We start from the raw sequence: 24,975 nt of genomic DNA, 5'->3' as shown, positions 1-24,975 counted from the left end.
GCGGCGCGGCACCAGGGGCGAGGGTCCCCGCTCCGGGACCACACGCAGCGATGACCGCCCGACCCTGAGCGCAGCGACCCACCGGCGGGACTCCGGACCCCGACGGCCGCAGTTGCCGGAAGGGTCGCGCGGGCCGGGGGCCTCCCCATCATGGCCCGATGGTCAGCGAGACCGACGTCGCCGGGCGGAGCGCCGGACAGCGCGCGCACCGGCTGGCCAAGCTGGAGGCCCTGCGCGCCCGGGGCCCCGCCGCCTACCCCTACCGCTGGCCGCCGGACGCCACCGCCGCCGGCATCCGCGCGGCCCACCCCGGGCTCGCCCCCGACGTGCGGACGACGGACCGCGTGCGGGTCGCCGGGCGGGTGGAGCTGATCCGCCGGCAGGGCTGGCTGACCTTCGCGACGCTGCGCGACCGCACCGGCGCGGTCCAGCTCTACGTCGACAGCTCCGTCCTCGGCCCCGAGCGGCACGCCGAGTTCGACGACGTCGACCGCGGCGACTGGATCGGCGCCGAGGGCACCGTGATGACCACCCGGCGCGGCGAGCTGTCGGTGTGCGTCGAGGACTTCGCCGTCCTGGGCAAGGCGCTGCACGCGCCGCCGCCCGAGCACGCCGGCCTGAGCGACGTCGAGACCCGCTACCGGCAGCGGTACGTGGACCTGGAGGTGAACGAGCGCACCCGGCAGGTCTTCCGCATCCGGCACGCCGCGGTGCGGGCGATCCGCCGGCACCTGGAGGACCGGGACTTCACCGAGGTCGAGGGGCCGGTGCTGCAGACCATCCAGGGCGGGGCGAGCGCGCGGCCGTTCGTCACCCACTCCAACGCCCTCGACCTGGACCTCTACCTGCGGATCGCCCTCGAGCTGCACCTCAAGCGGCTCATCGTCGGCGGCCTGGAGCGGGTCTTCGAGATCGGCCGGGTGTTCCGCAACGAGGGCGTGGACACCCGGCACAACCCCGAGTTCACGCTGCTGGAGGCCTACCAGGCATTCGGCGACATCACCGACATGATGGAGCTGACCGAAGGGCTCGTCACCGCCGCAGCGCGGGCGGCCCTCGGCGCGGACCTCACGGTGCACTACGCGGGTCACAGCATCGACCTGGCCGCGACGCCGTGGCCGCGTAAGCGGTTCGCCGACATGATCGCCGAGGCCACCGGCGCCACCATGCACCCCGCCATGCCGATCGACGACGCCCGCGCGGTGCTCGACCGGCTGGGCATCCCCTACGAGGCCTCCTGGGGCGCCGGGCGGCTGATGAAGGAGGTCTACGACGAGAAGGTGCAGCACTCGGTCGTCGGGCCGGTGTTCTGCGTGGACTACCCGCGCGAGGTCTCGCCGCTGGCGCGGGTGCACCGCGACGACCCGGCCTACGTCGAGCGCTTCGAGCTGATCGTCGCCGGCTTCGAGCTGTGCAACGCCTACTCCGAGCAGAACGACCCGGTCGAGCAGCTCGCCGCCTTCGAGGCCGAGGCCCGCGCCAAGTCGCACGGCGACCCGGAGGCCGGCGACGTGGACACCGACTACGTGCGCGCGCTGGAGTGCGGCATGCCCTGCACCGGCGGGCTGGGCATCGGCATCGACCGGCTGGTGATGCTGCTGGCCGGCGTCGACTCCATCCGCGAGGTCATCCTCTTCCCGACGCTGCGGCCCGAGGTCCCGGGCACCGGCCCGGACGGCGCGGTGCGCCCGCTGGTGGCGCCCACCCCGGTCCCCGCCGGGAACACGGCCGGACCCGACGGCGCGGGGACGGCGGACGGCTCCGTGGTCGCGCTGCCGTCGATGGCGCCCTCGGCCGGCCCCGTCCCGGCACCCCCGCCGACGGCACGCACCCACCCGCTGGCCGTGCACGTGCTCGCCGGGCTGACCGCGCTCTCCGGCGTCCTGCAGCTGCTCACCGCCCTGCCCGTGGTGCACGAGCGGCTGGTCGGCCGGGGCACCGCGTTCGGTCCGCTGTGGGTGCCGGTGAGCGGCGCGGTCGCGTCGGTGGTGGTCGGGCTGCTGCTCCTGCTGCTGTCCGACCAGCTGGCCCGGCGCAAGGGGCTGGCCTGGCGGCTGGCGGTGCTGCTGTTCGCCGTCGGGGCGGGAGCCCACCTGGTCAAGGGGCCGCACCCGGTCGCCGTGGCGCTGTGCCTGGCGCTGCTCGCCGGGCTGGTGCGGTACCGGACGGCGTTCCGCGCACCGGCCGACCCGCCGTCCCTGCTGCTCGTGCTCCGGTTCGTCCCGCTGTACCTGGCCGGCGTGCTGCTGTTCGGCCTGGCCGCGCTGTGGGCCGAGCGGTCGCGGATCGACCCCCCGCTCAGCCTCGCCGGGGCGCTGCAGACCGTGCTCGCCGGGCTGGTCGGGCTCGACGGCCCCTACAGCTACGACTCCCGGTTCTTCGCGGTGTTCTACCCCGCGGCGCTGCTCGCGCTGGGGGTGGCCGGGCTGGTCGTGCTCACGGTGCTGCTGTTCCGGCCGCTGGCCGCCGCCCGCCGTCCGCACACCGAGGACGACTGGGCGCACGCGTCGCGGCTGGTGCACGGCTACGGCTGGGACACCCTCGCGTACTTCTCCCTGCGCGACGACAAGACGTTCTTCTTCTCCCGGGACGGCGAGGCCTTCCTCGCCTACACCTACCTCGGTGGCTACGCGCTGGTCTCCGGTGACCCGATCGGGTCCCGCGAGTCCGTTCCGCGCGTGCTCGACGAGTTCCTCGCGATGTGCGACGAGCGGGCCTGGACGCCGGCCCTGCTGGCCGCGCGCGAGGCGAGCATGCCGCTGTACTCCTCGCGCGGGTTCCGCGCGTTCTACCTCGGCGACGAGGCCGTCATCGACTGCCGCCGGTTCACCCTCGAGGGTCCGGCGAAGAAGGGGCTGCGCGCCGCCGTCCGGCGGGTGGGGCGCAGCCACCGCTTCCGGCTCGTCGCCGAGACCGACGCCCCGCCGGCGCTGGTCGACCAGCTCAACGCGATCAGCGCCCGCTGGCGCGGCAAGAACCCCGAGCGCGGCTTCACGATGTCGCTGTCCCAGGACGTGCGCGGCGCCGGCGCCGACCCCGGCTTCCTGCTCTGCGTCGCGGAGGACGCCGAGGGCCGGGCCGGCGGCTTCCTGCGGCTGGTGCCCGCCTACGGGCCGTCGTTCGGTTACACGCTGGACCTGATGCGGCACGACCCGGACGCGCCGAACGGCATGACCGAGTTCCTCATCGCCTCCACCGCGACCGCGCTGGGCGCCCGCGGCGTGGCCCGGCTGTCGATGAACTTCGCGATGTGGGGGCGGCTGTTCGCCGACGACGTGCCGTTCACGCCCGCCCAGCGCGCGGCCCGGTGGGCGGTCGGCGTGCTGAACCCGTTCTTCCAGATCGAGTCGCTGCACGACTTCAACGCCAAGTTCGACCCCGAGTGGCTGCCCCGCGTCCTGGCCTACCGGCACCGCGCGGACCTGCCGCGGGTGGGGCTGCGCTACGCCGGCGCGGAGGGCTTCCTGGCGCTGCCCGGCCTCGGGGAGCTGCTGGTCCCCAAGGCCGTCGGCGGTGTGCCCTCGCCGTCGGCGCCGGAGGGGCGGTCGGCGGCGTGACCCGGCCGGGCGCTCCGGCTCGCCTGGGCGTCCTGTCGTTGGCCATGGTCAACATCGCGTCGATCGTCAGCGCCCGGAACCTGCCGGTCATGGCGGAGTACGGCTGGTCGATGCTCGCGCTGTTCGCCCTGTCGATCGGCGTCTTCCTGGTCCCGGTGTCGATGGCCGCCGCCGAGCTGGGCACCGCCTGGCCGCGGGAGGGTGGCGTCTACGCCTGGGTCAAGGAGGCCTTCGGCGGCCGGACCGGGGCGCTGGCGGTGTGGTGCGACTACGCCGAGAACGTCGCCTGGTTCCCCACCGTGCTGTCGTTCATCGCCGCCTCGCTGGCCTACGCGTTCGACCCTGCCCTGGCGAACGACCGGTTCTTCCTGGTCACGGTCATGCTCGTCGTCTTCTGGGGCACCACGGCCGCCGCGTTGGGCGGCGTGCGGACGTCGTCGGTGATCGGCGCGGTCGGCACGGTCGCCGGCTCCATCCTCCCGGCCGTCCTCGTCGTCGCCCTCGGCGCGGCGTTCCTGCTGCGCGGCGACCGCTCGGAGATCCCGTTCTCCGCCGGGGCGCTCGTCCCCGACCTCTCGCTCGGCAACGTGGCGTTCCTCGGCGGGGTCATCCTGCTGTTCACAGGCATGGAGATGGCCGGCTTCCACGCCCGGGAGACCGCCGACCCCGGCCGCACGGTGCCCCGGGCGATCGCGCTGACCGTCGCCGTCACCGTCGCCTTCTCCGTGCTCGGCTCGCTGTTCATGGCATTCGTGGTGCCGCAGCGGGAGATCAGCCTGGTGTCCGGGACGATGGAGCTGTTCGCCGGCGTGCTGGACCGGCTGGAGATCGGCTGGCTGCTCGTCCCGCTGGCCGTCGTCGTCGCGCTGGGCGGCGTCGCGCACCTGACCCCGTGGGTGCTGGGGCCGGCGAAGGGCGTCGGCGCGGTCGCCCGCGAGGGGCTGGCCCCGGCGCGGCTGGGGCGGGTCAACCGCAACGACGTCCCGGTGGCGCTGCTGGTCGTGCAGGCCGTCGCCGGCTCGGTGTTCGCGCTGCTGTTCGCGCTGGTGCCCAGCGTCAGCACCTCGTACTGGATGCTCTCGGCGGTCACCGCGCAGGTGATCGTGGTGATGTACGCGCTGGTGTTCGCCTCGGTCATCCGGTTGCGGCACACCCAGCCCGACGTCCCCCGCCCCTACCGCATCCCCGGCGGGCTGCCCGGCGTGTGGCTCGTCGGCGGGGTCGGCCTGGCCGGCTGCGTCGTCTCCTTCCTGCTCGGTTTCGTCCCGCCGGCCCAGCTGCAGACCGGCAACCCGGTCGTCTACGTGCTCCTGCTGGCGCTGGCCACGGTGGTGCTGTCGCTGCCGCCGTTCGTCTTCGCCCTGCTCCAGCGTCGACGCCGCCCCGCGCCGGCCACGACGGGGTGAGGGCGCTCGACCCGGGTGGCAGGGTGCTCCCGTGCTGCCGCCGACGATCGCGACCACGGACTACCACACGGGCGGGGAGCCGTTCCGGATCGTGGTGGATCTCCCGGTGGCGATCCCCGGCCCGACGGTGGCAGAGCGCCGCGTCCGGGCGCTCCGGGACCCCGACGTCCAGGGACTGCGGGCGGTGCTGTGCTCGGAGCCGCGCGGACACGCGGACATGTACGGCGGGTTCCTCGTACCACCGGACGACGCCGGCGCCCACCTGGGTGTGCTGTTCTGGCACAAGGACGGCTTCTCGACCGCCTGCGGGCACGGGACCATCGCGCTGGGCGCGTGGGCGGTGGAGACCGGCCGGGTCGCGGCCCCGGTGACCGGCAGCGTGGACGTGGTGATCGACGTGCCGTCCGGCCGGGTGACCGCGCGGGTGCACCGGGAGGGCGGCCGGGTCGTCGCGGTCGACTTCGTCAACGTGCCCAGCTGGGTCATCGCCAGCGAGGTGCCGGTTCCCACCTCTCGCGGCGAGGTGCGAGTGACCGTGGCCTACGGCGGGGCGATCTACGCGACGCTCCCCGCCGCGCAGCTGCGCCTGTCGGTCACCCCGGAGCACCTCGGTGACCTCATCACCCTCGGCCGCGAGATCAAGAGGGCGCTGAACGACTCGGTGCACGCAGTGCACCCGACCGACCCGCGGCTGACCGGCGTCTACGGGACCATCTGGTTCGACGAGCTCGGTGACGGCGAGGGGCAGGTGCACCAGCGCAACGTGACCGTCTTCGCCGACGGTGAGGTCGACCGCTCCCCGTGCGGCTCAGGCACCTGCGCCCGGCTCGCGGTCCTCGCCGCCGACGGCCGCCTCCCCAACGGCACCGTGCTGCGGCACGACTCGATCGTCGGCAGCACGTTCACCGGGACGGTGCTGGGCACCGTGGACGTCGACGGACGTCCCGCCGTCACCCCGCAGGTCAGCGGCATGGCCTACCGCACCGGCGAGCACGTGTTCTCGATCGACCCGCACGACCCGCTGGTCCCCGGGTTCGTGCTGCGGTGAGGTTCCTCGACGCGGACGCCGTCGCCGCGCTCGGACCCGCCGCGGCGGTCCGAGCCGTTTCCGACGCCCTGCGCGGCGAGGTCGACCCGGCCGCCGACCCGCCCCGGGTCTCGGTCGGCCTGACGCGGGGCCAGTTCCTGCTCATGCCGTCGGAGGCGCCCGCCGCGGCCGGGGTGAAGGTCGTGACCGTCGCCCCGGACAACCCGGCCTCCGGGCTGCCCCGCATCCAGGCCGTGTACCTGCTGTTCGACCGGGAGACCCTCGCGCTGCGCGCGGTGCTCGACGGGACCGCGCTGACCACGCTGCGCACCCCGGCGGTCTCGGTCGCCGCCGTCCTCGAGCGGCTGGCGGACCGTCCGCTGCGGGCCGCGGTGGTCGGCGCCGGTCCGCAGGCCACCGGCCACGTCGCCACGCTGGCCGCCGTCCGCCCGCTCGAGGACGTCACGTACCTGGTGCGCGACCCGTCCCGGAGCCCGCTCGACGCCGTCGGGCTGGGATCGCCGCGGGCCGACGAGGCGCTGCGGGCGGCCGACGTCGTCGTCTGCGCGACCTCGGCGCGGTCGCCGGTGTTCGACTCCGCCCTGCTGCGCGACGACGCCGTTGTGGTCGCCGTCGGCTCGCACGAGCCCGACGCCCGCGAACTCGACGCAGCGCTGCTCGGCCGCGCCACCGTGGTCGTCGAGGACGTCGCCACCGCCCTGCGCGAGGCCGGGGACGTGGTGCTGGCGATCGCCGAGGGCACGCTGGACGCCGACGACCTGGTGCCGGTGCGCGACGTCCTGACCGGCGGGGTCGCCGTGCCCGCCGACCGTCCGCTGGTCTTCAAGAGCGTCGGGATGTCCTGGCAGGACCTCGTGGTCGCCGCAGCGGTCGTGGCACGCAGCTGAGGCTGACCGGGTCTCGCGGCTCACTGGCGTGCGTTGCGTCCCGGTCCTCGATCGCCCTGGCGTCGCTCTCCCCATGGGCGGGGAGGAGGCGTTCCTCCTGCGGCCCTGACTCAGCGGATCGGGAGAGGGATGCCTGCTCGCCCTGCCGCGCAAAGCTTCGATGCCGAGGACCCGGTCCGTCTCGCGCGCTTCTGGGCCGGCGTCCTGGGCTGGGAGACGGCCGACGACCCGCACGACGGCACCGCGCTCCTGCCGAGCGATGACACCGGGTTCCGGATCCGGTTCCTCCCGGCCCGGGAGCAGAAGGCCGGCCAGAACCGGATGCACGTCGACCCGACGAGCACGTCCCTCGAGGACCAGCAGCAGACGGTGGCGAGGTCGCTCGCGCTGGGCGCTCGACACATCGACGTCGGCCAACGCCCCGAGGAGGGCCATGTGGTGCTGGCCGACCCCGAGGGCAACGAGTTCTGCGTCATCGAGCCGGGGAACGGCTTCCTCGCCGACTGCGGGTTCATCGGAGCGCTCGCCTGCGACGGTTCGCAGGAGGTCGGGTATTTCTGGCGCGACGCGCTGGGCTGGCCGTTGGTCTGGGACCAGGACCAGGAGACCGCGATCCGCTCGCCGCACGGCGGTCCGAAGATCACCTGGGGCGGCCCGCCCCTGATGCCGAAGACCGGGAAGAACCGACTGCACTTCGACCTGGCTCCCTCGGTCCCCGGTGGTCAGCGGGCGGAGGTCGACCGCCTCGTCTCGCTCGGGGCGACTCGGATCGACATCGGCCAGGGCGAGGCCGGCTGGGTGGTCATGACCGATCCCGACGGCAACGAGTTCTGCGTCCTGCCCTCCTGACAGCCCGGCCGGATCCGGGTGGCGGCAGTCCTCCGGTCCACCGCGCAGTCAGCCCGACGTGGTCCGCGCAGGCTCGGCCGAGGACGCCGCCCGCCGCGATGAGTTCCGGCCGGGTCGCGAGTCTGTTCTGGTGACCGTCGCAGGACGGCGTCCGATGCCGTCCGGCACGAGACACCAGGGAGGACACCATGACGACCACGTCGAGAAACCCGGCCACGGCGCAGCCCGGCCGCCCGCCCATCGTCGACCTGGCCACCTGGCAGGCCGCCCGGAACGAGCTCCTGGTCCGCGAGAAGGCCCACACCCGCGAGGGCGACGCCCTCGCCGCGGCCCGCCGCCGGCTGCCGATGGTGGAGCTCGACGGGACGGTCGAGGTCGTCGGACCCGACGGCCCGGTCCCGTTCCTGGACCTGTTCCAGGGCCGCGACGAGCTCCTGGTCTACAAGCACATGTGGTACGACGGCGCGCCGCACCAGGGGCAGTGCGAGGGCTGCACCATGACGACCTGGCAGCTGAGGGACGCCGTCTACCTCAACGCCCGCGGCGTCTCCTTCGCCGTCCTGACCACGGGCCGGTGGGACGAGGTGGCCGCCTACGTCAAGTTCATGGGCTACACCCAGCCCTGGTACTCGGTGCGCGACGTGGACGCGCCGGTCGGCGACAGCATGGGATCCCTCACCTGCTTCCTGCGCGACGGCGACCGCGCCTTCCTCACCTACTCCACGACGGGCCGTGGCAACGAGCCGGTCGCCGGGTCCTTCGGTCTGCTCGACAGGACGCCCTACGGCCGCGGCGAGGCGTGGGAGGACAAGCCCGAGGGCTGGCCCGAGGGGCACCACGCGTGCTGGTACTGGCGCTCGGACGCGGACGGGAACTTCACCTGGGGCCCGACCAGCCGCCCCGTGCCGCAGTGGACCCGCCCGGGCGCAACCCCCGTGGAGACCCTCGGCCGGCACGGCGACCACTCCTGACGCACCCTCGCCGACGGCGCCGGCACAGGTGTCGGGTGCCGGGCTGCTCCTCAGCGGCCCGCCATGGGCGGCGCTGCGCGGCACCAGGGCTGAGCACCGACGGTGGAAGGACTCCGTGGCCAGACCCTGGCGAGAAGGCGTTCCCCACCCGCCCGGCACCCATGAGTTGGCGATGTGATCGAGGCAGGTTTGCGGCGCCGCAGTCAACCGCCACCACCAGTGGTCCTCGAGGCACTGACCGCACCCGACCGCGATCCCGCCCGGCCCTGACTGCTATCCCTCGATGACGAACGTCTCCCGGACATCATCGACGCCCGCAAGCCGGAACTGGTCGTGTGGTCGTCGCTGTGGGACCGCCGACCGGACGCGGGGATCCGCTTCGAACTGCCACAGGACGGCCACGGCACGGACCTGCACTGGGTGCTGCTGGTCGACGAACCGGTGCCCGATGCCTCGCTCCTGGGCCACATGCGCCGGCGGATCAACGAACTGATCAACGCCAACCTGCGGTACACCTTCGGCCGGTAGTCCCGACAATGAGCCAGCCGCGCACACAGCTGCCTCGAACTGCTGACTCGCGACGACCGTGGGTCTGAGCCCTGGGCGATGTCCCAGAGCGGCCCACTATGTGACAGCTTGGGTAGCGCACTCAGCCGGCGGGATCAACGCTCCCGAAGGCTCGGACGAGTGTCGTCTGACTCGAAGTCAGAGCGTCGTCGCCGGCGTGAGGTAATCCATCAGACGGCGATGGCCGCGCTGGGGATGATCAGGCCACGCGGCTCGAACTCCATCGTCACTGGTTCACCTCGCCGCGCATGGGCGCCCGAAACGGCATCCATCGCCGGCCAGACGACCTCGGCGAAGAAGCGGTCGCACTTCTCCTTGGACTCCCAGATCTCCAACACCTCGAAGCCTTCGTCCGTCACCCGGCCCACGTGCAGCAGCAGACCGTCGGCTCTTCCGGTGCTGCGCCGCCCCACCTCAGTGTGCAGGGCGTCGTAGAACTCGGTCGGTGCCGGAACCTTCATGACGAGCCCATGGGTCATGGCGAACTCCGTTCTCGGCTGCGGCCCGCCCGGTGGTCCCACCGGACGAGGATGTCGGTTCCCATGTGAACGAGGTGGCGTCACCGTGTCGTCACTGCGTCGTCACCGTGTGACCGCTCCCACCGGCCGATCAGCCAGCGAGATCCGGGCCAGGCCGTGGAGCAGATGATCCATGGCCTGCATCCGGTCAGCAGGCACGACCCTGCTGGGGGCGCCAGCGCCCAGGCGCTCGCCCCAAGCGGCCCACCATCAGACAGCAGGCCAGTGCGGGCCTGGGGCCTGTCCGGGCCTGCCTTGGCCATCTTGTTGTTCGACTGTGTGGGGTCTGTTCGGGCCGCCCCACGCCCGGTCGGCCTCAAGCCGGGCTGGTCCCTGTGAACGCGCGCCGCGCGCCGGTGTGTTGTGCTGAACGCAGCCCGCTGGCGCGCCATGGCACGGCCGCGGGTCAGGCCCCGCGTGTGTAGACGCCGCACGCGGGGCCGCCTTGCGCATAGGGGCTGCCCGGGCGAGCTCGTCCGTGCCAGGGTGCGGTGTGAGCACTCCGGGCGGTGAGAATCCGAATCAGCGGGGGCAGCCCTCGACGCAGGACACCGGCACGACCGCCGCTCTGGACGAGCTGGCCGGGCGACTGGCCGAGGCCGCGCGTGGCATGCAGAAGCAGCTCGATCCTCAGCAGGTGTTGGACCGCGTCGTGAGCCTGGCGGTGGCGATGGTGCCCGGTGCCGACGAGGCCACGATCACCATGGTCCGCGCCCGCCGCCACGTCTATTCAGCGGCCGCCACCGGAGACCTGGCCGCCTGGTTCGACGTCCTCCAGAACGAGACCGGCCAGGGGCCGTGCCTGGACGCCATGTGGCAACAGCAGACGGTCCGGGTCGACGACCTGGCCGCCGACCCCCGTTGGCCTGTCCTCGGCCCCCGCGCCGGCGAGCGGGGAGTAGGCAGCATGCTGTGTCTGCAACTGTTTGTGCACGAGGACACGTTGGGCGCGCTGGACCTGCTCGCACACGAGAGGTCGGCCTTCACCGACGAGTCCGAGCACGTCGGGTTGCTGCTGGCCAGCCACGCCGCCATCGCCGTCGCGGACGCCCAGAAGTTGGAACACGCAGCCACCGCGTTGGCGAATCGGGACATCATCGGGCAGGCCAAAGGCATTCTGATGGAGCGGTTCAAGATCACTGCGGATCAGGCGTTCGATGTACTGGCCCGTGTCAGCCAGGACGCCAACCGGAAGCTGCACGCGGTCGCCGAAGACCTCACCCGCACAGGCACGCTCGACCGCTGACTTCCCGTCGGTCAAGATCGCCAGGACACGCTGTAACCGGCCCGCACGGACGACCCGAGGTCCCAGCAGGAACCACAGCCGCCGAGCAACCCTGGCCGACGGTCAAGTGAGCGGATCAAGCCCGGTGTGTCCCATAGGCCGCCTTCAGGGCGGCTGTGGCCGGACGCGTCATACGTGTCCGCCGCCCATGTGGTGACGAGGTGCACGACGCCGCACCGGGAATGGCTTGGCCGGTGACCGCCTTGCGGCGGACGTGACGACCATCGGACTCATCGGCAGTGGGAACATCGGGAGCACCGTCGCCCGGCTCGCGGTCGCCGCCGGTCACGACGTGGTGCTCAGCAACAGTCGTGGACCGGAAACCCTCACCGACCTCGTCGGGAAGCTCGGACCGCGGGCACGAGCGGCCACCGCAGCCGAGGCCGCCGCGGCCGGCGACATCGTCGTGGTGACCATCCCGCTGAAGGCCTACCGCCAGGTGCCGGTCGAGCCGCTGCGCGGCAAGGTCGTCATCGACACCAACAACTACTACCCCGAGCGCGACGGGCACATCGCCGAGCTCGACGACGAGTCCACGACGACCAGCGAGCTGCTCCAGGCCCACCTCCCGGAGTCGCGCGTCGTGAAGGCCTTCAACAACATCTACGTCACCCACCTCGGCAGCCTGCAGCGCCCCGCAGGTCACCCGGAGCGCTCCGTGCTCGCCATCGCCGGCGACGACGAGGCGGCCAAGCAGACGGTGGCGGAGTTCCTCGATTCCATCGGCTACGACGCCTACGACGTCGGGCCGCTGCGCGAGGGCTGGCGCTACCAGCGCGACACCGCGGCCTACGTCCAGCCCTACGCTGTCCCGGGCACCGAGTACCCCACGTGGCCCGGACGCCGGGTTGCACCGGAGATGCTGAAGGACAGGCTGGGCGCGGCCGTGCGCTACCGGGACGTGTAGGGGCGCGCGTCACTCGGGCCGAGGGTGTCCTCGCAGCCACCCCGAAAGCGCGGATGCGGCCCGTGGTCCCGGCCGGTCTCAACGCCCTCGTCCATCGTCATCAGGCGGGGACGAGGGCGGCGTCCCGGGCCGCGGCCCGGGCCAGCGCGACCGTCGCGGCGGCCATCACGACGACGAGGACGCCGATGAGCACCCACTCCGCACCGTCGGCCCGCAGCCGCTCCCCCAGCACCCCGATGCCCAGCGCGACCGCGACCACCGGCTCCCCCACCGTCACCGCGGGCAGCGACGCCTCCAGCGCGCCGGCCTGGTAGGCCGACTGCTGCAGCAGCGTGCCGCCGGCCAGCGCGACGGCGAGCAGCCAGGTCTCCCAGCTGGTCAGCAGCGCGAGCAGCCCGTCGTCCAGCCGGCTCACCACTCCCTTGATGAGCGCCGCCCCCACCCCGTAGGCGACGCCCGCGGCGACGGCGAGCAGCACCGCCCGCGCCGTTCCCCGGCGGACCGCCGCACCGGCCAGGCAGCCGCCGACCAGCAGGCCGAGGACGATCCACGCCGGCAGCCACGACCGCCAGCCGGCCCGGTCGACGCCCGCCGTCGGCTCCCCCACCACCGCGAACACGGCCAGCGCGAGCACCAGCAGCGCCGCCCACACCCAGTCCGACCGGCGCAGCCGCCGACCACCCCAGCGGGCGCCGAGCGGCAGCGCGACCAGCAGGGTGGTGACCAGCAGCGGCTGGACCAGCAGCAGCGAGCCCAGGCCGAGCGCCGCCGCCTGGGCGGCGAACCCGGCGCTGTCGCTGAGCGTCCCGGCCCACCACCGGGGCCGGCGGGCCAGCGCGAGCAGCAGCCGCGCGCCGCGGGCGTCGGCGTCCGGGACATCGGCGGCCGAGCGCTGCTGCACCGCCGAGGCGACGGCGAAGAGGACGGCGGCGAGGAGCGCGAGCGCCGCGGCCAGTCCGGTCACCGCGCCATGCTGCCGGTCCGCGTCGCGCCCGGGAACCCCGTTGAGCGGCCTCACGGAACCGGTCGGTCCGCTCGCCGCGCGGAACGACCCGCGCGCTCCTGGCACCGGGCGGCACCGGCCGGGGCCGCCCGGCCGCCGCGCACGGGATCGTCGTCGCACCCACCCGGGAGGTGACCGCCGTGCGCCGGCTGTTCCAGGACGAGGACTTCGACTTCGCCACCCGCAACGTCCTCGGCGGGGTGTTCGCCGGGGCCGCGGACGTCGGCGAGGTGCTCAGCACCGTCGACCGGATCCACGACGGCCGGGGCCGGTCCTGGGTCGACGAGTGGACCGCCACCGCCGAGCGGCTCCTGGCCGAGGACGGCAGCCGCGCCTCGGTCGCGGCCCGGTCCCTACGCGCGGCCAACTACCTCGCCACCGCGACGGGGGCGGCCGACCGCACGGACGACGAGGGCCTGTTCGCCGCGGTCTGGGAGCGGCACCGCCAGGCCTGGGACGCGTTCGTCGACACGACCCATCTGGCCGTCGAGCGCCTGGAGATCCCGTACGAGGGCACCACCCTGCCGGGCTACCTGTTCCGCTCCGGGGCGGCGGACGAGCCGCGGCGCACCCTGGTCTACAACAACGGCAGCGACGGCTCGGTCGTCGGCGCCTGGGTGCGCGGCATCTCCGCCGCCCTGGCCCGCGGGTGGAACGCGATGACCTTCGACGGCCCGGGACAGAACGCCGCCCTCGTCCGCCAGGGGCTGCCCTTCCGGCCCGACTGGGAGCACGTCGTCACCCCGGTCGTCGACGCCCTGCTCGCCCGTTCCGACGTCGACCCGCGCCGGCTGGCCCTGGTCGGTGTCAGTCAGGCCGGCTACTGGGTGCCGCGCGCGGCGGCCTTCGAGCACCGCGTGGCCGCCGCCGTCGCCGACCCGGGCGTGGTGGACGTGTCCGCGGCGATGCTCGGCCACCTGCCGCACCACCTCGTGCGGCTGCTCGACACCGGCGACCGGGAGGTCTTCGACAAGGAGATGTCGTTGGGGCTGCGGCTGTCCCCGCGCGTCCGGGCGATGATGACGTGGCGGATGCGGCCCTACGGCACCACCTCGCCGTTCGACTTCTTCACCGCCGCCCGCGCCTACACCCTGACGGGGGACGTCGTCGGACGGATCACCTGCCCGGTGCTGGTCACCGACCCCGACCACGAGCAGTTCTGGCCGGGACAGTCCCGGCGGCTGTACGAGATGCTGACCAGCCCCAGGGAGCTCGTGCGCTTCACCGCCGAGGAGGGCGCGGACGGCCACTGCGAACCGCTCGCGGTGGGTCTGCGCGGGGAGCGCGTCCTCGACTGGCTGGAGCGGCGGTTGACCAACCCGTCCGGGCAGTACACCTAGCCGAGCTCCTCGACCGGGCTGCCGGTCGCGTCGGGCTCCCAGCGGCCACCCTCCGCGCGCGCCCACGCCTGTCCCGGCCGCAGCAGCTCCACCCGGTCCCCGCCGTCCACGGTGCGGTGCGCGATCCGCCGCTCCCAGCGGTCGCCGGGGCCGTCGTCCCCCGGGGACCGGGCCGCCAGGCCGACGGCGAGCACGCCGTCCGCGGGGAGCACCACCGCCGACGGGTCGGACGGCGCCGCACCGGGTGCGGCCACGGTCCAGGTGACCTCGCCCGAGGGGTCCAGCGGCTGCTCGTGGGTGCGGTCGCCCACCCGGAGGTAGGCGACGGCGCCGGCTGCGCCGGGTGGGGCGGTCAGCCGCAGCCGGAGCGGGACGGTCGGGCCGGCGTCCATCCGCAACGGCTCCACGACCGGCGGGCCCTCGTCGTCGTCCGACAGCCGGTGCAGGGCACGGTCTGGGAAGCGCTCGGCCAGCGCGAGGTCCGCCGCGCCGCGCTGCTCGGCGTAGAGCACCGGCTGCCGCAGCGACGGGTCGTTCTGCAGGAACGGGCTGTCGCTCTCGAAGCCGAGGTCGCCCCGCCGCGGCAGGAACAGCAGCGCGTCGTCGAGGTCCGCGGCCGCGACGGCCCGCTGCACCGCCCGGTACTCCGCGGTCACCGCCCGGTTCCCGGCCACCGGGCCGGGCACGGCGAGCGCGGTCAGCACGACCATCGCAACCAGGAGGACGGCGGCCGGCGTCCGCCCCCGTCGCGCCACCCGCACCAGGCCGGCGGCGCCGAGGACGGCCAGCGGGACCACAACAGGCAGCCAGTAGAAGGGGCCGAACAGCTCCAGGCCCTCCCACTGCGCGCTGATCGCCCAGGGGCCCCAGAACGGCAGGTAGCCCAGCGGCACGACGACCGCCAGCGCCGCGACCGCCCACCGCGGGGCGCCGCGCGTCCGGGCCAGGCCGAGGACCGCCAGCGCCACGAGCACCACCCCGCCGGCGACCCAGCCGGGCGTCGCGACGGCGTTGGCGAGCAGGCCGGCCACCCCGTCGGCCGCCGTGAAGTGCACCGTGTACTGCGGGAAGACGCCGCGGTCGCCGAAGCCGAAGGTGTCCTGCGGGCCGGTGACGGTGAACGGCAGCCGGAACGGGCCGCCCACGACGACGGCGTTGTAGACCAGCGTCAGCGCGAGCACCGGCAGCGCCCCGGCCGCGACCCGGAGGACGACGCCGAGCCGGGACAGCCCGCCGCGCTCCCGGGCGAGCAGGGCGGCGAGCGCGAACGGCGCCACGGTCAGCAGCGCGTCGAAGGGCCGCGCGAAGGCCGCGACGCCGGCCACCACGCCGGCCGCGACCAGCCGGGGGGTCGAGCCCAGCCGCGTCCCCGACAGCAGCAGGACGGCGGCGCCCAGGCCCAGCGCCAGGGAGAACAGGTAGGGCAGGTACGTGCCGCTCTGCACGACGACCACCGGCGACAGCGCGAACAGCGCACCGGCGGTGACGGCGACGACCCGGTCGCGGCACACCTCGGCGGTCAGCAGCGCGACGAGCACCGCGGCCGCCGCGGCGCTGACCGCCAGGGCCGCCCGCGGCGAGCCGGTGAGCAGGTCGCCGGCCGCGATCACGGCCGGCCAGGGCGGGGTGTACTTCAGCACCACCCGGTCGCCGACCACCGCCGAGGCCCAGGGCCGGAAGGCGTCGGTGTCGGCGGGGAGGGTGACCGCGCCGGTCTCGATCAGCCGGGCCATGGCGACGTAGACGGAGTCGTCGCGGTTGAACGAGTAGAGCGGGAAGAGCGCCAGGTTGGTGAGCACGGCCGCCGCGCCGGCGACCAGCGCGAGGACGGCGAGCGCCGCCCGCCATCTCCCCGTCGTCATCCCGAGCGAGTCTAGAGAAAGGACCCCGTCCTCCTCACCGTTCGCAGGCTCACGGCGAGCCTCTGGACGGGGCCGGCGGCGGGACCCGGCAAGGGGGCCGGGGTCCGTCACCGCTGCGCGGCGGCTCCGGCGAGCAGGCCCAGGCAGTTCGTGGCCAGGTGCAGCAGCGCAGGGGCGAGCAGGCTGCCGCTGCGCTCCCGGAGCTCCGCGAAGAGGACGCCGGCGGCCGCGGTGCCCAGGCAGGCCAGCACCACGGCGCCGGTGCGCGCCAGCGGCCCGCCGGCCAGGTCGTTGGCCGCCAGCGCCCCGAGCGTGGGCCGGACGTGCCACAGGCCGAACAGGGCGGCGGAGATCCCGGTCGCGCTGCGCCGGGACACCAGCCGGCCCAGCGCGGCCAGCAGCACGCCGCGGAAGGCGACCTCCTCCCACAGGACGGTCCCGAGCGGGATGCGGACCAGCACCTGCCCGGCGAGCTCCCCGCCGTCGAGGCCGGCCACCCGGGCGTCGCCGAGCAGAGGCCGGAGGGCCGGGACCGCCAGCGCCGTGCCGTAGCCCGCCGCGACGACGGCGGCGCACGCCCCGCCCCACCGCGCACCCGCCGCCAGGCGCCGGCGGGCGAGGCCGAGGTCGGCCCAGGACAGGCCGCTCGCGCGGGCCGCCGCCAGCAGGACCGCCGTGGCCGCGACGTTGGCCACGACGTAGGACCCGGGCCGGCCCGGGATCCGGTGCACGACCAGGTTGTTCCAGGCGCCGAGCACCGGGACGAGCGCCACGGCGAGGACGAGCACCCTCCTGCGGTCGGCTGCGCCAGCATGCACGGATGCGTTGTTCCCGCTCCGCGCGCCGGCTCACCTGCGCCGCGGCAGCCGTCTCGTGCGCCGCCGTGGTGGCCGTCGCCGGCGAGCTGTCGACGGGCGCGCTGCTCGCCGTGGCCGCCGCGGGTGCCGTCGTCGCCGCGGCGGGCCTGGCCCGGCGGGCGGGTGCGGCGGCGGCGCCGGTCGGCCGGCGCGGGCTGCCGTGGCTCGGCTGGCTGGCAGCGGCCGTCGTCTGGGAGCTGGTCACCCTCGCCGACGACGACCTGCCCGCGCTCAGCGACCTGGCCGACCCGGTCCTCGCCTCCCCGGTGCTGCGCGGCGGAGCGACCCTCGCCTGGCTGGCGGCCGGCGCCTGGCTGGTCAGCCGGGCCGGCCCCCGGCGGCCGGGGTGACCGGCGTGGCCGGGTTCGTCGTCCTGCTGGTCGCCGCCCTGGCGCTGGAGGTCGCGGCGCGGCGCGGCGCGGGGCCGGCGACCTCCACGGAGACGGTCGCCGCCGCCATGCGGACGACACCGGGACGGGTCGCCGTGCTGCTCGCCTGGGTGTGGCTCGGCGTGCACTTCCTCGCCCGGTGAGGACTCGGCCCGGGTGCACGGCGTCCGGGTCCGGGAGAGGCCCTCCCGGGTCGGGCGGTGGTACTCGCGCCGGGTGCCGCCTCCCCGTAGCGTCCGGGGCGTCGGTCAGCCCCGGCCGCCTCTGCTCCTCCCCGCGGAGGTCGCCATGGCCTGCCCGACCGTCGCCGCCCAGCCGGTCCGGGTGCTGCGCGACGCCGGCGCGCGACGCATCCACCTCCGCCCCGTCCCGCGCCCGTGACCGAGTGGTGGCAGCGCGGCGCGGTCTACCAGGTCTACCCGCGGTCGTTCGCCGACTCCGACGGCGACGGCGTCGGTGACCTGCGCGGCCTGCGGGCGCACCTGGACCACCTCGCCGGGCTGTCCGTCGCCGCCGTCTGGCTCTCGCCGGTGTTCCCCTCCCCCATGGCCGACTTCGGCTACGACGTCTCGGACCTCTGCGACGTCGACCCGTTGTTCGGCACGCTGGCCGACCTCGACGACCTCGTCGCCGACTGCCACGCCCGGGGCATCCGCGTGGTCCTGGACTGGGTGCCCAACCACACCTCCGACCAGCACCCGTGGTTCCTCGCCTCCCGCTCCTCACGGGAGGACCCGAGGCGGGACTGGTACGTCTGGCGGGACGGCGCCCCCGACGGCGGGCCGCCCAACGACTGGCGCTCGGAGTTCGCCGCCGTCGGCCCGGCCTGGACGCACGACGAGCGCACCGGCCAGTGGTACCTGCACTCCTACACACCGCAGCAGCCCGACCTGGACTGGGAGAACCCGGCCGTCGAGGCGGCCATGCACGACGTCGTCCGGTTCTGGCTGGGGCGCGGGGTGGACGGGCTGCGCATCGACGCCCTGCAGCGGCTGGCCAAGGACCCGCTGCTGCGCAGCAACGCCGGCTCCGACCGCCGGCACGACCAGGACTGGGAGACCGCGCACGAGCGGCTGCGCGGCATCCGGCGAGTCGTCGACGAGTTCCCCGACCGCATGATCGTCGGCGAGGTCTACCTGCTCGACCTGCCGCGCGTGGTCGCCTACCTGGCCGGCGGCGACCAGCTGCACCTGGCCCACAACTTCGTGTTCGTCCACCTGCCGTGGGACGCCGAGGCGTTCCGCGCCGCGATCGAGGAGTTCGAGGCACTGGCCGAGCCCGAGGCGTGGCCGGCCTGGTTCCTCGGCAACCACGACCACTCCCGGATCGCCACCCGCTACGACATCGGTGACGGGGACGACGGCGGGCACGGGCCGGCCCGCGCCCGGGCGGTCGCGCTGCTGCTGACGGCGCTGCGCGGCACGCCCTTCCTCTACCAGGGCGACGAGCTGGGCCTGCCGGACGCCGTCGTCCCACCGGACCGGGTGGTCGACGTCGACGGCCGCGACCCCGAGAGGGCACCGCTCCCCTGGCGGCCGCCGTCGGTCGCCGGCCCCGGCGCGGGCTTCACCACCGGGGACCCGTGGCTGCCGCTCGTGGCCGACGCGGAACGACTGTGCGTCGAGCGCCAGGCCGCGGACGCCTCCTCGACGCTGTCACTGGTGCGCCGGCTGGCCGCGCTGCGCGCCGGCTCGCCGACGCTGCAGACCGGCCGGCAGCGGATGGTCGACGCCGGGCCCGGCGTGCTGGCCTGGCTGCGCGAGGACGACGACGACCGGCTGCTGGCCGCCGTCAACTTCACCTCCGAGCCGCGCCCACTGCCCGTCGACGGCGAGGCCACCCTGCTCGTCTCCACGGACCCGGGCCGGCCGCCGGGGCGGGACGTGGAGCTGGGTCCGGACGAGGCCGTGCTGCTGCGCCTGGCCGGCGGCTGACCCGCTTGTCGGCGGGCGTCCGCCGGCACCACCATCGGCGACGGCCGGAGACCGCGGGCGCGGAGGTGGTGGGTGGACGTCGATCTCGAGATCCTGCCCGGCCTGTCCGACCGCCGGGCCGTCGTCGGCTGGATGGTGCTGGCGTTCCTGCTGACCTTCCTGGTCACCCGGCTGGTCACCCGGGCCATCCGGACCGGCCGCGGGCCGTTCCGCGACGCGAGCGTCGGCGGCGTGCACCTGCACCATGAGGTCTACGGCATCTTCCTGCTGCTCGGCACCGGCACCCTGGAGTTCACCTACCGGCCCGGACCGCCGTGGGTGCAGGTCCTGGCCGTGCTGTTCGGTGCCGGCGCCGCCCTCACCCTCGACGAGTTCGCGCTGTGGCTGCACCTGGAGGACGTCTACTGGAGCCGGGAGGGCCGCAGCTCGATCGACGCCGTCCTCGTGGCGTTGGTCGTCGGGGGGCTGCTGCTCGTCGGTGCCAACCCGTTCGACGCGGACGACGCCGACAGTGAGTTGTTGTTGTGGATAACGGTCATGGTGAACCTGCTCCTCGCCCTGGCCGCCATCCTCAAGGGCCGGGTGGTGCTCGGCGTCGTCGGCGTCTTCGTCCCGCTGGTCGCGCTGGTCGGAGCGGTGCGGCTGGCCCGGCCCGGCTCGTTCTGGGCCCACCGGCGATACCGGCCGGGCTCCCGGCAGCGGGCCCGCGCCGAGGCCCGCTTCCCCGCCGGCCGGCGCACCCGCTGGGACGCGCTGGTCGACCTGTTCACCGAGGTGCCGCCGCGGCCCGCACCTCCGGCCGCGGCGCCGCCCCCTCGGCCCGGGTGAGCGCGTACTCCACGTCGCCGCGCTCGGAGCCCTCGACGACCTCGGGCCGGGCCGGTGCACCGTGCGGACGTCGCAGCGCGGCCGGCAGCCGGGTCGAGGTCGGCCGGGGTGGACGCCCGGAGCACCAAACGTGCGGTGCCGAGCGGCACGTCCGCTACAGCTGCACCGCGACCGTCGCGGCCAGCTCGCGGACGGCCTCGAGGTCGGCCGGGCCGGGCGCGCCGGTGAGGCTCAGTGGCGCGGCGACCTGCTTCCACCGCAGCGCGCCGGTGATCTTGTCGATGCTGCGCAGCGCGCCCGCGGTGTCGTCGTTGCCGTGCACGTACACGCCGTACGGGAGACCGACGGTGGCGTCCAGGCACGGGTAGTAGACGGTGTCGAAGAAGTGCTTGAGCGCTCCGGACATGTAGCCGATGTTGGCCGGCGTCCCGAGCAGGACACCGTCGGCCGCGAGCAGGTCGGCGGCCCCGGCCGACAGCGCGGGGCGGACGTCGAGCTCGACCTCCTCGACCAGCGCGACGCCCTCCCGCACCGCCTCGAGCACGGCCTGCAGGGACGGCGACGGCGTGTGGTGGACGACGAGCAGCCGGGGCACGCGGGCATCCTCCCCCGCCCGGTCAGTGGCGCAGCGCCGCGTACACCTCCGCTGCGTGGTCGAAGACGGCGAAGTGCCCCTCGCCGACCAGCCAGTGCGCCGTGCAGCGGGGCAGCATCGCGGCCAGCACGCGGCCGAGCGCCACCGGCACCTGCCAGTCCTGCGTCCCGTGCCACAGGTGCACGTGCTGGCGCACCTCCGTCAGCGGGAACCCCCAGGGACGGAACAGCAGCGCCCGGTCCTCGGCGAGCGGAGCGGTCCCGTTGCGCAGGCCCTCGGTGAAGGTGTCGGCCAGGATCCGCCGGACCTCCGGACGCCCGATCACGCGACGGTCGGCCGGGTTGAGCCGGGCCTGCAGGTAGCGCGGGATCGCCGCCGGGCGCTGCGCGATCGGGGCGAACACCGGCCGCAGCAGCGCCGCTGCCGGCGACGGGCGGTGCGCGGCCGCCCGCAGCCGCCGCGGCACCCAGCCCGGCCACGGCCACGGGACGTCGGGCGGAGGTGCCCCGCCGAGGACGCCGACGCTGCGCACCCGGGAGTCGAAGGCGTGCGCGCAGGCCAGGGCGTAGGCGGCGCCACCGGAGAGGCTCAGGACGGCGAACTCCTCGACCCCGAGGGAGTCCAGCAGCGGCGCGACGTCGTCCGGCCAGTCGGCCACCCGTCGTCCCGGCCGCGGGTCGGAGCGGCCGAAGCCCGGCCGGTCGGGGACGATGAAGCGCACGCCCCAGCGGCGGTAGTCCTCGGGGTCCTCGACGTGGCGCTCCAGCCGCGAGCTCGGCGAGCCGTGGCAGCCGAGCACCACCCGGCCCGCCGGGTCGCCGTACTCGGCGTAGGCCAGCGCCCGCCCGTCCGGCAGCCGGATGCTGCCCTCCCGTGGTCCGGGTCGTCCGCCGTGACCTGGTCGCTCGCGCATGCCGGGCCCCTACCCCGCCGGCGGGCGCGACGACCACCCCGCCCGGGAGCGGACGTCCCTAACCTGCGGGAGGTGCGCACCGACCGGGGCCTCGACCGGCTGATCACCTTCCTCGACGCCGTCGTGGCGATCGCGATCACGCTGCTGGTCCTGCCGCTGGTCGACGTCATCCCGGAGGAGGGGCGCGACGTCGACCTCGGCGACCTGCTCGCCGACGAGGCCGGCCGGTTCGGCGCCTTCGTGCTGAGCTTCGCGGTGATCGCGCAGCTCTGGCTGGTGCACCACCGGATCGTCGAGCGGGTCGGCTCCTACGACTGGCCGTTCGTGCTGGTGAACCTCCTCTGGACGCTGACGATCGTGCTGGTGCCCTTCGCCACCGAGGTGGCGGCCGTCTACGGGAACGGCACCCGCCTGGGGATCGCGCTCTACATCGGGACGATGACAGTGAGCTCGGCCTGCCTGACCGTGCTGAGCCTGATGGTCTCCGGCCGGCCGCACCTGCGTCGGCACGGCTACGACGGCGCCGAGGACGACCCGACCGGTTCCCTGCTCATCACGGCCGCCTTCGGAGTCGCCCTCGTCCTCGGTGTCGCCGTCCCCGCGGTCGGTTACCTCGCGCTGCTGCTGCTCCTCCTCCCTGACCCGGTGCGCCGGCTGCTCGCCCGCCGGGCACGCTGAGCCCGGCGGCCGCAGGTCAGACCTCCTCGACAGCCACCCGCCCGGTGGCCCGCTCGAACAGCCCCACGACCACCACGGCGACGACGACCGCGGCCAGCGCGCCGACCACCACGGCGGCCGGCAGCTCGAGCGCGACGTCCACGGCGGCGACGGCGGCCGCGACGACCGGCCACCACAACCCCCGCCGTGACCCCTGCTTGGACATCCCCACCTCGGTGAAGGACACCGACAGCAGGTAGACCACCACCCCGCCCGCCAGCACCAGGCGGGTGCCGGTCGGCACCTCGCCCTCGCCGCTCTGCACGACGGCCAGCTCCAGCCCCGCGCCGATGGTGGCGAGCGCCAGGGTCAGCGGCAGCTGCCCGAAGACGTACACGTCGTGGGCGTGGTCGCTGCGCTCCCCGCCCACCTCGCTGAGCAGCTGCTTGGCGCGGGCCCCCGCCAGGTCGAAGTAGCTCCACCACAGCGCCGCGGCCAGGACGAAGCCGAGCGCCGCGACCAGCAGTCCCGAGCCGGTCCAGTGGGCGTCGTGCAGGCCGTGGGCGATGCCGGCCACCGACTCGCCGAGCACCAGGATCACGAAGAGCCCGAACCGCTCGGGCAGGTGCTCGACGTGCAGGGGGACGTCGGCCGACGAGCGGGTGGCCAGCAGTGGCACCAGCACCTCGACCAGGATGGCGGCGGCCCACAGGGCGAACCCGATCGGCCGCGGCACCGCGAGGGACACCGCCCACAGCAGCGCCCCGACGGCGGTGCCGATCAGGTACAGCCGGGCGATCGGCCGGGCACCGGGCAGGTGCCGGTACGCGCGGAGGTACTGCAGCAGCAGCATGGCCCGCAGCACCAGGTTGCAGCCGACGAAGATGCCGAAGTAGGTGCCGGTCGCCTCGGTGGCGGTGGCGGCCATCCCGACGACGGCGGCCATGCTGCCGAGCTTGAGCAACCGGTAGACGACGTCGTCGTGGTCGAAGCGGTTGGCGTAAAGGGTCGAGCTGACCCACGACCACCAGACGATGGTGAACAGCCCGGCGAACACCAGCTCCCCGTGCCAGGTGACGTCGGCGCGGAAGTCGATGGCCAGCTCGGCGACGACGAGGACGAAGGCCAGGTCGAAGAAGAGCTCCAGGCGGGAGGCCGACCGATCGTCGTCGGTGCGCAGCTCGGGCGCGCGGATCAGGCCGCCGGTCAGGGCGCCGAGGACGGATCGGGGTGCGGTGCGGTCGGTCACGACGCTCCCTGGGGACGAGGGGGTGCCCGTTCCCTACCCCGGCCCGCCGCTCCCACGCCGGGCCGCCGTCAGCGGCGGAAGTCGTGCGCCTCGTCGTAGCCGTGGTCGCCGGCGTCGTCCACCGGGGCGGTCTGCGGGGCCCCCTCCTGCGGTCGGGGCCTGTCGCCGGTCACCTCGTGCGCCATGTCGTAGCCGAGGTCTCCGGTCGGTTCGCGCGGGTCGGGCTCCATGTCGGCTCCTCCTCGCCGGGTGCGCCAGGTCGACCATGCTCGGCCGCCGGGGGGGAGCGACACAAGGACTCCCGTGTTGTGTGTTCGTGCGATCATCCCGGCTCCTCCGGACGGCGGGCGGTGCGGGCAGCGTGCTCCCGGCCACCGACACGAACGGTGCATCGCACCTGGCCTGGCGCCGCCTCTGCACTCACGTACGGCTGCCGTCGTCCCCGCGTTCAGATCCTCCTCGGGGGTCTCCCCCCGCGGTGCCGATGACGGTGCGGACGGCGTACAGCTCGGGGAAGAAGGTGAGGTCGAGGGCCCGGCGCAGGAAGCCCACCCCGGAGGAGCCGCCGGTCCCGGTCTTCGCGCCGATGGTCCGCTGCACCGTGCGCAGGTGGCGGAACCGCCAGAGCTGCCAGTTGTCCTCGACGTCGACCAGGCTCTCGCAGGCCTCGTAGACCCCCCACGGCGTGCCCGTCGACTCGTAGACCTCGCGGAAGACCGGGACCAGGTCTGGTTGGTACGTCCACGGCTGGCGCACGTCCCGCTGCAGGACGGCCGCCGGCACCGGGAGGCCGAGCCGGGCCATCAGCCGGAGGAACTCGTCGTAGAGCGTCGGCGCCGCGAGCAGCTCCTCCAGCAGCTCGCGCGCGGCGGGCTCGCCGGCGAAGACCGCGAGCACGCCGGGGTGCTTGTTGCCGAGGACGAACTCGACCGCGCGGTACTGGTGCGACTGGAAGCCCGACGCGTTGCCGAGGGCGCCGCGGAACTGGGCGTACTCCCGCGGGGTCAGCGTGGCCAGGACCGACCACTGCTCGATAAGCGTCCGCTCCACGTTCTTGACCCGGGCCAGGCACTTGAGCGCCGGTGCCGGCTCGTCGCCGGCCAGGTGGCGGCAGGCGGCCCGCAGCTCGTGCAGCACGAGCTTCAGCCACAGCTCGCTGGTCTGGTGCTGGACGATGAACAGCAGCTCGTCGTGGTGCTCGGGGCGGCTGCGCGGGTGCTGCGCGCCCAGCAGGCGGTCCAGGTCGAGGTAGGCGGCGTAGGTCATCGCGCCGCCGAGGTCGGTGCGGATGGACTCCTCCAGCGGCCGCACCGATCCCGACGGGTCGTGGTCCGACGGCGCCACGGCCGTCAC

The 24,975-nt window shown here is 74.6% G+C and carries 24 protein-coding genes; 15 read left to right on the top strand and 9 right to left on the bottom strand.

The genetic code is table 11. The features are described 5' to 3' along the window. Positions 1-158: 158 nt before the first annotated feature. From lysS to GOBS_RS28120, 7 genes are all read left to right on the top strand, one after another. A complete protein-coding gene (lysS, locus tag GOBS_RS25405; RefSeq protein WP_012948433.1) occupies positions 159-3,557 on the top strand; it encodes a lysine--tRNA ligase in 3,399 nt (1,132 codons plus the stop codon). Next, on the top strand, positions 3,554-4,963 hold the full coding sequence (locus GOBS_RS11335) for an APC family permease (RefSeq protein WP_012948432.1): 1,410 nt from the start codon (positions 3,554-3,556) through the stop codon (positions 4,961-4,963). Before lysS ends, GOBS_RS11335 begins: the two co-directional genes overlap by 4 nt. A 31-nt stretch (positions 4,964-4,994) precedes the next feature. After that, a complete protein-coding gene (locus GOBS_RS11330) occupies positions 4,995-6,011 on the top strand; it encodes a proline racemase family protein (protein ID WP_012948431.1) in 1,017 nt (338 codons plus the stop codon). Further along, the gene (locus tag GOBS_RS11325; RefSeq protein ID WP_012948430.1) at positions 6,008-6,898 is read left to right on the top strand and encodes an ornithine cyclodeaminase family protein; all 891 of its coding nucleotides are present in this window, start codon (positions 6,008-6,010) and stop codon (positions 6,896-6,898) included. Before GOBS_RS11330 ends, GOBS_RS11325 begins: the two co-directional genes overlap by 4 nt. A 129-nt stretch (positions 6,899-7,027) precedes the next feature. Continuing rightward, the gene (locus tag GOBS_RS11320; RefSeq protein ID WP_012948429.1) at positions 7,028-7,747 is read left to right on the top strand and encodes a VOC family protein; all 720 of its coding nucleotides are present in this window, start codon (positions 7,028-7,030) and stop codon (positions 7,745-7,747) included. Positions 7,748-7,935: 188 nt separating this feature from the next. Further along, entirely contained in the window at positions 7,936-8,718 is a 783-nt protein-coding gene (locus GOBS_RS11315) for a DUF899 domain-containing protein (protein ID WP_012948428.1), read from the top strand. 333 nt (positions 8,719-9,051) lie between these two features. Next, the gene (locus GOBS_RS28120) at positions 9,052-9,246 is read left to right on the top strand and encodes a hypothetical protein (protein ID WP_012948427.1); all 195 of its coding nucleotides are present in this window, start codon (positions 9,052-9,054) and stop codon (positions 9,244-9,246) included. Positions 9,247-9,455: 209 nt separating this feature from the next. Here GOBS_RS28120 and GOBS_RS11305 read toward each other — a convergent pair whose 3' ends face one another. Beyond that, positions 9,456-9,764 (bottom strand): hypothetical protein, encoded by a 309-nt coding sequence (locus GOBS_RS11305; RefSeq protein WP_012948426.1) that lies wholly within the window; start codon positions 9,762-9,764, stop codon positions 9,456-9,458. A gap of 532 nt (positions 9,765-10,296) precedes the next feature. Here GOBS_RS11305 and GOBS_RS11300 point away from each other — a divergent pair. Together GOBS_RS11300 and GOBS_RS11295 are read left to right on the top strand one after the other, a co-directional pair. Further along, positions 10,297-11,049: a GAF and ANTAR domain-containing protein gene (locus tag GOBS_RS11300; RefSeq protein WP_012948425.1), complete on the top strand. Its 753-nt coding sequence runs from the start codon at positions 10,297-10,299 to the stop codon at positions 11,047-11,049. 253 nt (positions 11,050-11,302) lie between these two features. Next, on the top strand, positions 11,303-11,995 hold the full coding sequence (locus GOBS_RS11295) for an NADPH-dependent F420 reductase (protein ID WP_012948424.1): 693 nt from the start codon (positions 11,303-11,305) through the stop codon (positions 11,993-11,995). A 100-nt stretch (positions 11,996-12,095) separates the two neighbouring features. On the opposite strand, the gene GOBS_RS11290 is transcribed toward GOBS_RS11295, so the two are convergent. Continuing rightward, entirely contained in the window at positions 12,096-12,959 is an 864-nt protein-coding gene (locus GOBS_RS11290; RefSeq protein WP_041241448.1) for a DMT family transporter, read from the bottom strand. A gap of 179 nt (positions 12,960-13,138) precedes the next feature. Here GOBS_RS11290 and GOBS_RS11285 point away from each other — a divergent pair, with 179 nt between their 5' ends. Beyond that, positions 13,139-14,338: an alpha/beta hydrolase family protein gene (locus GOBS_RS11285; protein ID WP_012948422.1), complete on the top strand. Its 1,200-nt coding sequence runs from the start codon at positions 13,139-13,141 to the stop codon at positions 14,336-14,338. Here the strand turns inward: GOBS_RS11285 and GOBS_RS11280 are convergent. Both GOBS_RS11280 and GOBS_RS11275 read right to left on the bottom strand, forming a co-directional pair. Next, on the bottom strand, positions 14,335-16,200 hold the full coding sequence (locus GOBS_RS11280) for a hypothetical protein (RefSeq protein WP_012948421.1): 1,866 nt from the start codon (positions 16,198-16,200) through the stop codon (positions 14,335-14,337). The two genes, GOBS_RS11285 and GOBS_RS11280, sit on opposite strands and share 4 nt — an antisense overlap. A gap of 107 nt (positions 16,201-16,307) precedes the next feature. Beyond that, positions 16,308-16,988, bottom strand: a complete 681-nt coding sequence (locus tag GOBS_RS11275) for a CPBP family intramembrane glutamic endopeptidase (protein WP_012948420.1) — start codon at positions 16,986-16,988, stop codon at positions 16,308-16,310. A 32-nt stretch (positions 16,989-17,020) separates the two neighbouring features. On the opposite strand from GOBS_RS11275, the gene GOBS_RS11270 reads away from it, so the two are divergent. The 4 genes from GOBS_RS11270 (at position 17,021) to GOBS_RS11250 (ending at position 20,208) form a co-directional block, all read left to right on the top strand. Further along, positions 17,021-17,407, top strand: coding sequence for a hypothetical protein (locus GOBS_RS11270; protein WP_012948419.1), 387 nt, complete (start codon positions 17,021-17,023; stop codon positions 17,405-17,407). A gap of 5 nt (positions 17,408-17,412) precedes the next feature. Beyond that, positions 17,413-17,589, top strand: coding sequence for a DUF6186 family protein (locus tag GOBS_RS11265; protein ID WP_243697702.1), 177 nt, complete (start codon positions 17,413-17,415; stop codon positions 17,587-17,589). A gap of 234 nt (positions 17,590-17,823) precedes the next feature. Beyond that, complete coding sequence (locus GOBS_RS11255) at positions 17,824-19,380, top strand: alpha-amylase family glycosyl hydrolase (RefSeq protein ID WP_012948416.1); 1,557 nt, start codon at positions 17,824-17,826, stop codon at positions 19,378-19,380. Between the two features lie 72 nt (positions 19,381-19,452). Next, positions 19,453-20,208, top strand: coding sequence for a hypothetical protein (locus GOBS_RS11250; RefSeq protein ID WP_012948415.1), 756 nt, complete (start codon positions 19,453-19,455; stop codon positions 20,206-20,208). A 154-nt stretch (positions 20,209-20,362) separates the two neighbouring features. Here GOBS_RS11250 and GOBS_RS11245 read toward each other — a convergent pair whose 3' ends face one another. Together GOBS_RS11245 and GOBS_RS11240 are read right to left on the bottom strand one after the other, a co-directional pair. Next, positions 20,363-20,803: a flavodoxin family protein gene (locus tag GOBS_RS11245; RefSeq protein ID WP_012948414.1), complete on the bottom strand. Its 441-nt coding sequence runs from the start codon at positions 20,801-20,803 to the stop codon at positions 20,363-20,365. Between the two features lie 22 nt (positions 20,804-20,825). After that, complete coding sequence (locus GOBS_RS11240) at positions 20,826-21,716, bottom strand: alpha/beta fold hydrolase (protein ID WP_012948413.1); 891 nt, start codon at positions 21,714-21,716, stop codon at positions 20,826-20,828. 72 nt (positions 21,717-21,788) lie between these two features. On the opposite strand from GOBS_RS11240, the gene GOBS_RS11235 reads away from it, so the two are divergent. Then, a complete protein-coding gene (locus tag GOBS_RS11235; protein WP_012948412.1) occupies positions 21,789-22,394 on the top strand; it encodes a TMEM175 family protein in 606 nt (201 codons plus the stop codon). A gap of 16 nt (positions 22,395-22,410) precedes the next feature. On the opposite strand, the gene GOBS_RS11230 is transcribed toward GOBS_RS11235, so the two are convergent. The 3 genes from GOBS_RS11230 to GOBS_RS11225 form a co-directional block, all read right to left on the bottom strand. Continuing rightward, positions 22,411-23,622, bottom strand: a complete 1,212-nt coding sequence (locus tag GOBS_RS11230; RefSeq protein WP_012948411.1) for a low temperature requirement protein A — start codon at positions 23,620-23,622, stop codon at positions 22,411-22,413. A 68-nt stretch (positions 23,623-23,690) separates the two neighbouring features. Further along, positions 23,691-23,852 carry a hypothetical protein gene (locus tag GOBS_RS27365; RefSeq protein ID WP_012948410.1) on the bottom strand — a complete coding sequence of 54 codons (162 nt, stop codon included), beginning with the start codon at positions 23,850-23,852 and terminating at the stop codon, positions 23,691-23,693. Between the two features lie 190 nt (positions 23,853-24,042). Next, positions 24,043-24,966, bottom strand: a complete 924-nt coding sequence (locus GOBS_RS11225; protein ID WP_049788571.1) for a tryptophan 2,3-dioxygenase — start codon at positions 24,964-24,966, stop codon at positions 24,043-24,045. Between the last annotated feature and the right edge of the window lie 9 nt (positions 24,967-24,975).

The organism is Geodermatophilus obscurus DSM 43160, from assembly GCF_000025345.1.
Classification (GTDB): domain Bacteria; phylum Actinomycetota; class Actinomycetes; order Mycobacteriales; family Geodermatophilaceae; genus Geodermatophilus; species Geodermatophilus obscurus.
Note: the sequence above shows the minus strand (reverse complement) of the source record. Positions and strands in the feature narration are given on the sequence as shown.

Coding starts and splice junctions, on each gene's coding strand:
- lysS (WP_012948433.1), top strand. CDS start 159: ATGGTCAGCGAGACCGACGTCGCCGGGCGGAGCGCCGGACAGCGCGCG.
- GOBS_RS11320 (WP_012948429.1), top strand. CDS start 7,028: ATGCCTGCTCGCCCTGCCGCGCAAAGCTTCGATGCCGAGGACCCGGTC.
- GOBS_RS11315 (WP_012948428.1), top strand. CDS start 7,936: ATGACGACCACGTCGAGAAACCCGGCCACGGCGCAGCCCGGCCGCCCG.
- GOBS_RS11305 (WP_012948426.1), bottom strand. CDS start 9,764: ATGACCCATGGGCTCGTCATGAAGGTTCCGGCACCGACCGAGTTCTAC.
- GOBS_RS11280 (WP_012948421.1), bottom strand. CDS start 16,200: ATGACGACGGGGAGATGGCGGGCGGCGCTCGCCGTCCTCGCGCTGGTC.
- GOBS_RS11270 (WP_012948419.1), top strand. CDS start 17,021: ATGCGTTGTTCCCGCTCCGCGCGCCGGCTCACCTGCGCCGCGGCAGCC.
- GOBS_RS11240 (WP_012948413.1), bottom strand. CDS start 21,716: ATGCGCGAGCGACCAGGTCACGGCGGACGACCCGGACCACGGGAGGGC.
- GOBS_RS27365 (WP_012948410.1), bottom strand. CDS start 23,852: ATGGAGCCCGACCCGCGCGAACCGACCGGAGACCTCGGCTACGACATG.